Below are 7,710 nucleotides of genomic sequence, written 5' to 3'. Positions count from 1 at the left end.
GAAGTAAGCTCTCTGGTAACGGGATCAATTACCATGTATTCTTCTTCTATGCCCAGCGTAAACTCGTTCATCCTTAGATTGATTAAAATTTAAATCCCAATTATTTTTTTGGTGCAGCTTTTTTAGGTTTTGCTGGTGTTTTTTCTGCTGTTGTCGATTTCTTTGGAGCGGCAACTTTAGCCACATTCGGGGTAACTTTCGCAATTAATGGTTTGCCACTAACCGACGATTTAATGTATTCGCCCCAGGTTAAATTATCCTGTCCGTCTTTTTGCGCTTTAGCCCTTTCAATAGCATAATTTGCAGTAGTTTCTACTACCCAATCAAAATTTTCCTGACCAACGCTTTTAATATCAGCATCAGGAGCAGGGTTACAGAAATCGATCGCAATAGGCACTCCATCGCGCACCGCGAATTCTACCGTATTAAAATCGTATCCTAAATACTTGCATAGTTTTAGGGTGTACTCTTCTACAGTTTTAAGCAGCTTTGCATCTGGCGCTTTGCTCTCAGTGGCATAACGCAAGTGATGCGGATTCCGCGGGTCATATTGCATAATACGGACATATTTGCCGCCAATACAATAACACCTGAAATATTCTTCGAAAATGATTTCTTCCTGCAAAAGCATCACTAATTGTTGTGTGCCACTATGTTTATCAAAAAAATCTTCTTTGTCATGAAGTTTATAAACATCTCTCCAGCCACCACCATCATAAGGTTTCATATAGGCCGGAAAACCAGTGTATTCAAAAATGGCATCCCAATCTAAAGGCATGGTTAAATTAGAGAAAGATTCTCCAGTGGTTCCTGTAGGGTGCTCTCGTGATGGTATTAAGGCCGTTTTGGGTACGGGTACGCCAATCTGTTCGGCCAGCGCATTATTGAAAAATTTCTCGTCGGCACTCCACCAAAATGGGTTGTTAATTACGGCAGTTCCGGTAATGGCGGCATTTTTTAATGATGCGCGATAGAACGGTACATCTTGCGAAATACGATCGATGATTACCGAATAACCTAATGGAGCATTCTGAAATATTTTGTCGATTTTAACTGCTTCGGCGGTTATGCCCTTTTCTGCTTTTTGATTAATTCTTTCGATTACGGCTTCAGGAAAAGAGCGTTCCTGTCCAAATAAAATCCCTATTTTCTTCATTGGTAAATTTTAGTTTAAATGTTTAACTGGTTAATCGGTTAATTGTTTGATAATTATATCCTAAATCGACTCGGGACTTAAGACTGTCGACTTTGGACTAAACTAAAGCTGTGCAATATAATCTGGAAACATTTCTCTCCAGATGGGCCAATCGTGATCTGCATTCTGTCTGATATCAAGCCAGTGGTCGATGCCCTTTTTGTTTAAAATGCCGGATAAACGCTCATTGTCAGGCCTGCACATGTCGCGGTCTGTTGTGCCCAAAACAATTTTCATATAATGCAGTTCGGGGTTACTATTATTCAGCAGATAATCAACCGGATTGTTAAAATAAACATCATCATTATAAAAACCATCCAACTGGCCAGAAATATCGAAAGCCCCGCTCATACTAAACATATGGCTAACCAACCAGGGATGCCTGAAAGCGAAATTAGCAGCATGATAGCCTCCAAAACTACAGCCAGCAGTAATAATTTTGCTGTGCCCRGTTTCTTGCCTTGCCAGAGGGGCTACTTCTTCCAATAAATATTTGTCGTACCAGATGTGGTTTTTAACCCTGTCGGCAGGATGAATACTTTTGTTGTACCAGCTTAACTTGTCAACGCCATCGGGGCAATAGATCTTAATTTTTCCTTCATTGATAAATCCCTCAACAGAATCTATCAGTTTGAAATCCTTGGTTTCAAAATATCGACCCATGCTTGTCGGGAACAGTAGGATAGGGATACCACCGTGACCAAAGATGAGCATGTCGATTTCGCCACTTAAATTCGGGCTGTACCATTTCTTATGTTCTTCTTTAACCATAATAAAAATTGAATGATTTAAGGTATAAATTAAAATCTATAAAAAGAATTGTTTGAGTAGTAAAATGAAGCAAATTAAAGGTGTATTGTAAAAATTGACCCATGGTAATTAATAGTTTACGGAGATTTGTACCTTTGCACCCTAATTCTGAGGCGATAGCCATGTGATAGGGGATTTTTGATTATGATGTATACCACAATTTTATCGGTAAAAGTTAATACCAGCAACTTTAAAATACCCTCAGCTTATTTAAAGCATGAGGTAGAAATAGATATTTATACACCCGAAGGTATTTTAGGCAATGAAAAAATAGAGCTTCTTTTATTAAATGATGGGCAGGATGTGGCCAAAATGGATTTTAGCCGGATTTTGGAAGAAGCCCATCATGGCAAAAGAAACCACAGGTTAATTGTTGTGGCCATTAAAGCATCAGAAGATCGACTAATGGAATATGGTGTAGCGGGTGTGCCCGATTTTAAAGGGCGTGGAGCGAAAGCCGATTTATACAGCGATTTCGTGATCAAAGAGCTTTTGCCTTTTGTTAAAAAGAAAATTGCGATGCCGATAACCGGTAAAGTAGGTTTTGCGGGATTTTCTTTGGGCGGTTTGTCTGCTTTTGATATTGCCTGGAATAATCCTTCCGCTTTTGATGCCATCGGTGTTTTTTCTGGAGCATTTTGGTGGAGAAAAAAAGACCTGACAGAAGGGTATACTGATGCAGATCGAATTATGCATGCAAAGCTAGAAAGTACCTCTACCAGGCCCGATATGAAATTCTGGTTAATGACCGGAACGGAAGATGAGAAGGCTGATCGGAATAAAAATATGATCATCGATTCCATCGATGATACGATTGATGTTGTTAAAATACTCTTGAATAAGGGCTATAAACGGCCTGAAAATGTTTTTTACTACGAAAAAGTTGGTGGCAAACACGATGTTCAAACTTGGGAAAGTGTAATGCCTGCCTTTTTAGACTGGGCATTTGAAGTTTAGCTTATATCTTACCCAGAAGCACATTCATTTTTAAGCTTAATTTTTTTGCGCCAATTTCGTTAAGGTGGTCGGCATCGTAAAAATCCTGCGCATGGAATGAGCTATCCTGTAAAAGGTTAAAATACTTGATTGTAGTGTGTGAGGTATTCAATTTCTTGATGGTAGAAAGTGTAGTATTCAACTGTTTTTTGCTTAAATGTGATACATAAGATTTATAGGCCGGACTGGTAAACAATATAACCTTAATATGTTTGTGCTCTGCAAAGGCAATAATTTCATCCAATAAATGCAGGTTAGTTAAATATTGCAGATTATCTTTCGCAGTATGCCGTGCGGCGGCAGTTGAACCACTTTTGACTAAATCTTTGTGGTTAATAGCCTTGTAGTTCGATCCCCAGCCCAGGTTGCTACAGCTAATATCATTTTCGCCTCTAACATAGTGGTTTAAAAGCCGGCTTAAATTGATGTCGAGTTTATTGCTTAGCATTTCTGTACTGTTGAAAATTTTATGATCGGTATTGATATCGTAATAAATGCGATAATTTTTTGCCCGCCATGCTTCAGGGCTGTTCTCAAGTCGGCCATAAAACGAAAAGTAATCAACAGGAATAACGATATATTTTAAATGGGTCCATTGGTTACTATATTTTTTTAAAATCTCCAGGTCATAATCAAAGGATTGTGAAATGTAACTTGCATTAAAACTCGATTTAATATACTTTGGATTAATACCATAATACACATGTGAGCTGCCCAGAAATAAAATGTTTACTTCTTTAGCATGATGATCGAGATAGCTTTTTTTATACCCGTAATCGTTTGGGATCCTCCTGATCAGAACTTCGAAAAGAACAGCTAAAAGGATAATTGGCAATATAAAAACGGCGATGTATTTAATAAATTTTTTCATAGTCAAAATTGAAAGTAAATAAATTGCTGTTCCGCCCCTGCGAAAAAGAATATCACCAGAACAAGGCCATAATAAATACCCCATCTTACTGGTTTTGGCCACGATAAGGCGAATTTGGCAATAGCATATTGCTCCATCCTGCCATTCCATTCGATTAGTATAAACAAGGCGAGTAATAGAAATAGTTTAATCGGCAGTATTTGAGGAATGCTGAAAAACGATTCGGAACCAATGGTTGATATGATATTGAACGCATGCTGTACAGAATTTGCCCTGAAAAATATCCAGGCGAAAACTGTTAATCCAAATGTTAATATAATTGCTGCTAATTCTTTTAAGCTTGGAAATGTCTTTCCCTGTGCAACGGTATCCAGATTCGAACGGTTGGTGTTGAAAATTATCGAGGGCATAATGTACAGCGCATTTAATAAGCCCCAGATGATGAAAGTCCAGTTGGCGCCATGCCAAAAACCGCTCACAAGGAAGATGATAAACGTGTTCCTCACTTTTGCCCAGGTTCCGCCTTTGCTTCCGCCTAAGGGGATGTAAAGATAATCTCTGAACCAGGTGGATAGCGAGATATGCCATCTACGCCAGAATTCGGCAATATCCCTGGAGAAATAGGGGTATGCAAAGTTTCTTAACAGCTCTATCCCAAATAAACGTGCTGTACCTAAAGCGATATCAGAATAGCCAGAGAAATCGCCATAAATCTGAAAGGCAAAAAGGATGGCGCCGAGCAATAAAGTGCTCCCCGAATATTCTCCAGAATGGTTAAAAATCATGTTGGCATAATTGGCACATTGATCGGCAATGACGATTTTTTTAAACAAGCCCCATAAAATCTGCCGTAAGCCATCAATCGCCCTGCTGTAATCAAAAGATCTTTCTTTTTTGATCTGAGGAAGCAGGTGTGTTGCCCGTTCTATCGGACCGGCAACTAGTAGTGGAAAAAAACTCACAAATAAAGAATAATCGATAAAGCTCTTTTCTGCCGGTATACGGTTCTTATAAATATCGATTACGTATGACAGGCCATGAAAAGTGTAAAATGATATACCAACAGGTAAAATGACTTTTAATGTCCATGGGTTTACCTGAAGGCCAAAATTTGCAATAGCATCAGCGAAAGAATCGGCGAAGAAATTATAGTATTTAAATACGCCTAAAAAACCGAGATTGATGGAAATACTCAGCCAGAACCAAAATTTTTTAGTCCTGTTATTTTTGCTTTCCATCATTTTTAACCCAGTGAAATAATCCAGTAATGTGGAAAAAATGAGTAAGAACATAAACCGCCAATCCCAACAGGCATAAAAGAAATAGCTGGCACCCAGCAATAATATATTTTGAGATCTTAAACGTTCTTTCCCCAGAACCCAATAGAGTATAAAAACTATGGGCAGGAAAGCAGCAAAGCTAAAAGAGTTGAACAGCATAGCGTTAAGGTTAATACTTCGTTTAAGAATAAAATTAACGCTTTGTGCTGTCCGATTAATACGACGGGTAAATTTGTACGCAGAATTGCTTAAAGGTGTAAAATACCTGTATAGTTATTTCACGGTATTTTTATCAAGATATTTTAAAAAAATACCGGTGTCGAAAATGGTCCATAAACAGCTTTTTTGTCCGCAAGATTTTAGTGCTGCATTTGCCCAGGTATTGCAGGTTTTAAAAATGCTGTAACTTCCCTTTGCTTCGTAAAAGGCATCACCAATATCATAATGGATGTTCGATTTAACCTTGATCAAATGTCCCGTTTCGTCCTTTTTGAAACTATTTAAAATATAATCGATCAGTTGTCGATATTGCGCTTTGCTGATGATAATTTTCTTACAGCTCGCATCTTCCCGTATGTTTTTGTAATAGGTGGTGTGCATAGCAGATGTACTCAGTCCGGAGATTGCCCGTAGGCCGTTACTGAGTTTAAGGTCAGAGAATTCTGGCGTTTCGAGGTAGAATTTTTTATCGCCCCAGCCCATAGCCAGGTATTGATAAGTGCTATCGGCTTTAAGCGTATTTTGGTAACTGATTTCTTTTGTCCAGTTCATTTCTGCACTAACAGCCGGAACGATGATATCAGTGTGTACGCCGTTAGTCATTATATATATGGCAATTTCTTTAGTGTTTGAAGGATGAGCATTTACGGTAATGCGTGAGCAACAAAAGGCGATTAGAAAATAAAGCCCAATCAATGCGATAAAAGCAATGCTGCACCTGCCTGCATATTTTAAAAGTCTTTTGTTCATTTCGATGGGTTATTTATTCTTAATACAGGATTTGAGTTTTTGGTAACCCATTAAGCTCCAGATATCGATTTTATTGATGGCGGTATCGAAAAACACGATTTTTTGTGGCTATAACTTATCTCTACCTTCACTATATGATAAAAGGACTGTTTGAAACACATATTTATGTTGAAGATCTAGCCAGATCGATCGATTTTTACAGCAATACTTTGGGCTTAACACAATGCCATTATGAAGAAGAACGTAAAATTGCCTTTTTCTGGATCGGCAAGCCAAAAGAAGCCATGTTGGGAATCTGGGAAAAGCTAAAAAATGAGATTGATATCAGGCATTTTGCCTTTCGTTGTGATGTAAATGATGTACTGGATAAATCGGTTAACTTTCTCGAATCCAAAAACCTAAAGCCCTATAATTTTCTAAACAATGGAAATCACAAACCAATGGTTTTCGCCTGGATGCCCGCTTTGGCTATTTACTTTAATGATCCTGACGGACATGCATTAGAATTTATAGCCATTTTAGAAGGAGGGGCTAAACCAGAACTGGGTGTGATTTCTTATGAGGATTGGTTAAGCATATAAATTTTATCCTGCTAGTTTTGTTAGGGCCTCAGCTGTCGAACCTAAAAAATTGATGTGTTTGCCCTTATTGCTTTCGTAAATAAAATCTTTAATGCTTTTGCTTTGATATGGGCTAAAATCGCCAATAATGGCCAGGCTTACACGATAATTTGAAAACTTTTGAAGGATTTCTCCTGCTATCCCGTTTTTCAGGTCGAAGAAAGCAGGTGTGATGTTCTGTTGGTGTATAATAATTTTATCAAAACCCTGGTAGTATAAGTTTCCCAATAAGTCTAGCCCGTCTTCTGCGTTATTAATAATTATTTCTTCCGAAAGAACTTCGGCAATATTGGTATTGTTTATGGTATGTGATTCAATTTTCATCTGTTGATTTTAATAGGCAGGTAAAGGTAATGATATTCATTTCCTTGCTGCTAATATAAAAATTATGCTTTTAACAGGAGGATCTGGCTTAAACCTGTTCGTCATGTTTTAGAATTTATAGCGATATTAGCTTTTAAAGTCAATTAACCTCCTAGAAGATGCAAGAAATCGACATTGTTGCTTATGCTTTCTCCCAGTTTGCTAAAATGGACGCTGAAGCGTTTGCACCTTCAAAACCTCATTGGAAAATAAAACAATATAAAAAAGGCGATTTCTATAATCAACACAGAACGGTCTGTAAATTTTTAGGATTCATCATTGATGGGGTATTCCGCTCTTATGTTGTTGATGAGAAAAGTGGTGAGGAGAAAAATGTCTTTCTTTATTCAGGCAATCAGTTTGTCGTTACCTTTAAGAGTTTTATCAATCAGCTGCCATGCGATTACCACACGCAGGCTATGACCGATGCCACAGTAGTTTACATTCATATAGATGATTTATTGCAGCTGTATCAGCAATCTCATCAATGGGAAACTTTCGGGCGCCTATTGGCGCAGGAGGCATTTAATATCGCTATGGATAGGGCCGAGAGTTTTGTTTTTAAAACACCCGAACAGCGTTATCTCGATCTGATCAAATACCATC

General features: G+C 38.0%; 9 protein-coding genes. 3 read left to right on the top strand and 6 right to left on the bottom strand.

The window, feature by feature from the left end; translation table 11 throughout:
* Nucleotides 1–100: 100 nt before the first annotated feature.
* Entirely contained in the window at nucleotides 101–1,156 is a 1,056-nt protein-coding gene (locus AC1DND_RS13695) for an ATP-grasp domain-containing protein (RefSeq protein ID WP_477582357.1), read from the bottom strand.
* A 102-nt stretch (nucleotides 1,157–1,258) separates the two neighbouring features.
* The gene (locus AC1DND_RS13690; RefSeq protein ID WP_477582356.1) at nucleotides 1,259–1,966 is read right to left on the bottom strand and encodes an esterase family protein; all 708 of its coding nucleotides are present in this window, start codon (nucleotides 1,964–1,966) and stop codon (nucleotides 1,259–1,261) included.
* A 183-nt stretch (nucleotides 1,967–2,149) separates the two neighbouring features.
* Here AC1DND_RS13690 and AC1DND_RS13685 point away from each other — a divergent pair, with 183 nt between their 5' ends.
* Nucleotides 2,150–2,962 carry an alpha/beta hydrolase gene (locus tag AC1DND_RS13685; protein WP_477582354.1) on the top strand — a complete coding sequence of 271 codons (813 nt, stop codon included), beginning with the start codon at nucleotides 2,150–2,152 and terminating at the stop codon, nucleotides 2,960–2,962.
* Between the two features lies 1 nt (nucleotide 2,963).
* Here the strand turns inward: AC1DND_RS13685 and AC1DND_RS13680 are convergent, their stop codons facing one another.
* The 3 genes from AC1DND_RS13680 to AC1DND_RS13670 all read right to left on the bottom strand — a co-directional run bounded on the left by AC1DND_RS13680 (nucleotide 2,964) and on the right by AC1DND_RS13670 (nucleotide 6,121).
* The gene (locus tag AC1DND_RS13680) at nucleotides 2,964–3,872 is read right to left on the bottom strand and encodes a hypothetical protein (protein ID WP_477582353.1); all 909 of its coding nucleotides are present in this window, start codon (nucleotides 3,870–3,872) and stop codon (nucleotides 2,964–2,966) included.
* A gap of 2 nt (nucleotides 3,873–3,874) precedes the next feature.
* Nucleotides 3,875–5,311, bottom strand: a complete 1,437-nt coding sequence (locus AC1DND_RS13675) for an MBOAT family O-acyltransferase (RefSeq protein WP_477582351.1) — start codon at nucleotides 5,309–5,311, stop codon at nucleotides 3,875–3,877.
* 114 nt (nucleotides 5,312–5,425) lie between these two features.
* Entirely contained in the window at nucleotides 5,426–6,121 is a 696-nt protein-coding gene (locus AC1DND_RS13670) for a TIGR02117 family protein (RefSeq protein WP_477582349.1), read from the bottom strand.
* Nucleotides 6,122–6,255: 134 nt separating this feature from the next.
* Between AC1DND_RS13670 and AC1DND_RS13665 the strand changes: the two genes are divergently transcribed.
* Nucleotides 6,256–6,702 carry a VOC family protein gene (locus AC1DND_RS13665; protein ID WP_477582348.1) on the top strand — a complete coding sequence of 149 codons (447 nt, stop codon included), beginning with the start codon at nucleotides 6,256–6,258 and terminating at the stop codon, nucleotides 6,700–6,702.
* Between the two features lie 3 nt (nucleotides 6,703–6,705).
* Here AC1DND_RS13665 and AC1DND_RS13660 read toward each other — a convergent pair whose 3' ends face one another.
* On the bottom strand, nucleotides 6,706–7,065 hold the full coding sequence (locus AC1DND_RS13660) for a DUF4180 domain-containing protein (protein WP_477582347.1): 360 nt from the start codon (nucleotides 7,063–7,065) through the stop codon (nucleotides 6,706–6,708).
* A gap of 158 nt (nucleotides 7,066–7,223) precedes the next feature.
* Here AC1DND_RS13660 and AC1DND_RS13655 point away from each other — a divergent pair.
* Nucleotides 7,224–7,710 (top strand): Crp/Fnr family transcriptional regulator (locus tag AC1DND_RS13655; RefSeq protein WP_477582345.1); only part of this gene is annotated, 487 nt, incomplete at its 3' end.

The organism is Pedobacter sp. 01N416, assembly GCF_056399685.1.
Note: the sequence above shows the minus strand (reverse complement) of the source record. Positions and strands in the feature narration are given on the sequence as shown.

Coding starts and splice junctions, on each gene's coding strand:
- AC1DND_RS13660 (WP_477582347.1), bottom strand. CDS start 7,065: ATGAAAATTGAATCACATACCATAAACAATACCAATATTGCCGAAGTT.
- AC1DND_RS13685 (WP_477582354.1), top strand. CDS start 2,150: ATGATGTATACCACAATTTTATCGGTAAAAGTTAATACCAGCAACTTT.
- AC1DND_RS13680 (WP_477582353.1), bottom strand. CDS start 3,872: ATGAAAAAATTTATTAAATACATCGCCGTTTTTATATTGCCAATTATC.
- AC1DND_RS13665 (WP_477582348.1), top strand. CDS start 6,256: ATGATAAAAGGACTGTTTGAAACACATATTTATGTTGAAGATCTAGCC.
- AC1DND_RS13675 (WP_477582351.1), bottom strand. CDS start 5,311: ATGCTGTTCAACTCTTTTAGCTTTGCTGCTTTCCTGCCCATAGTTTTT.
- AC1DND_RS13670 (WP_477582349.1), bottom strand. CDS start 6,121: ATGAACAAAAGACTTTTAAAATATGCAGGCAGGTGCAGCATTGCTTTT.
- AC1DND_RS13695 (WP_477582357.1), bottom strand. CDS start 1,156: ATGAAGAAAATAGGGATTTTATTTGGACAGGAACGCTCTTTTCCTGAA.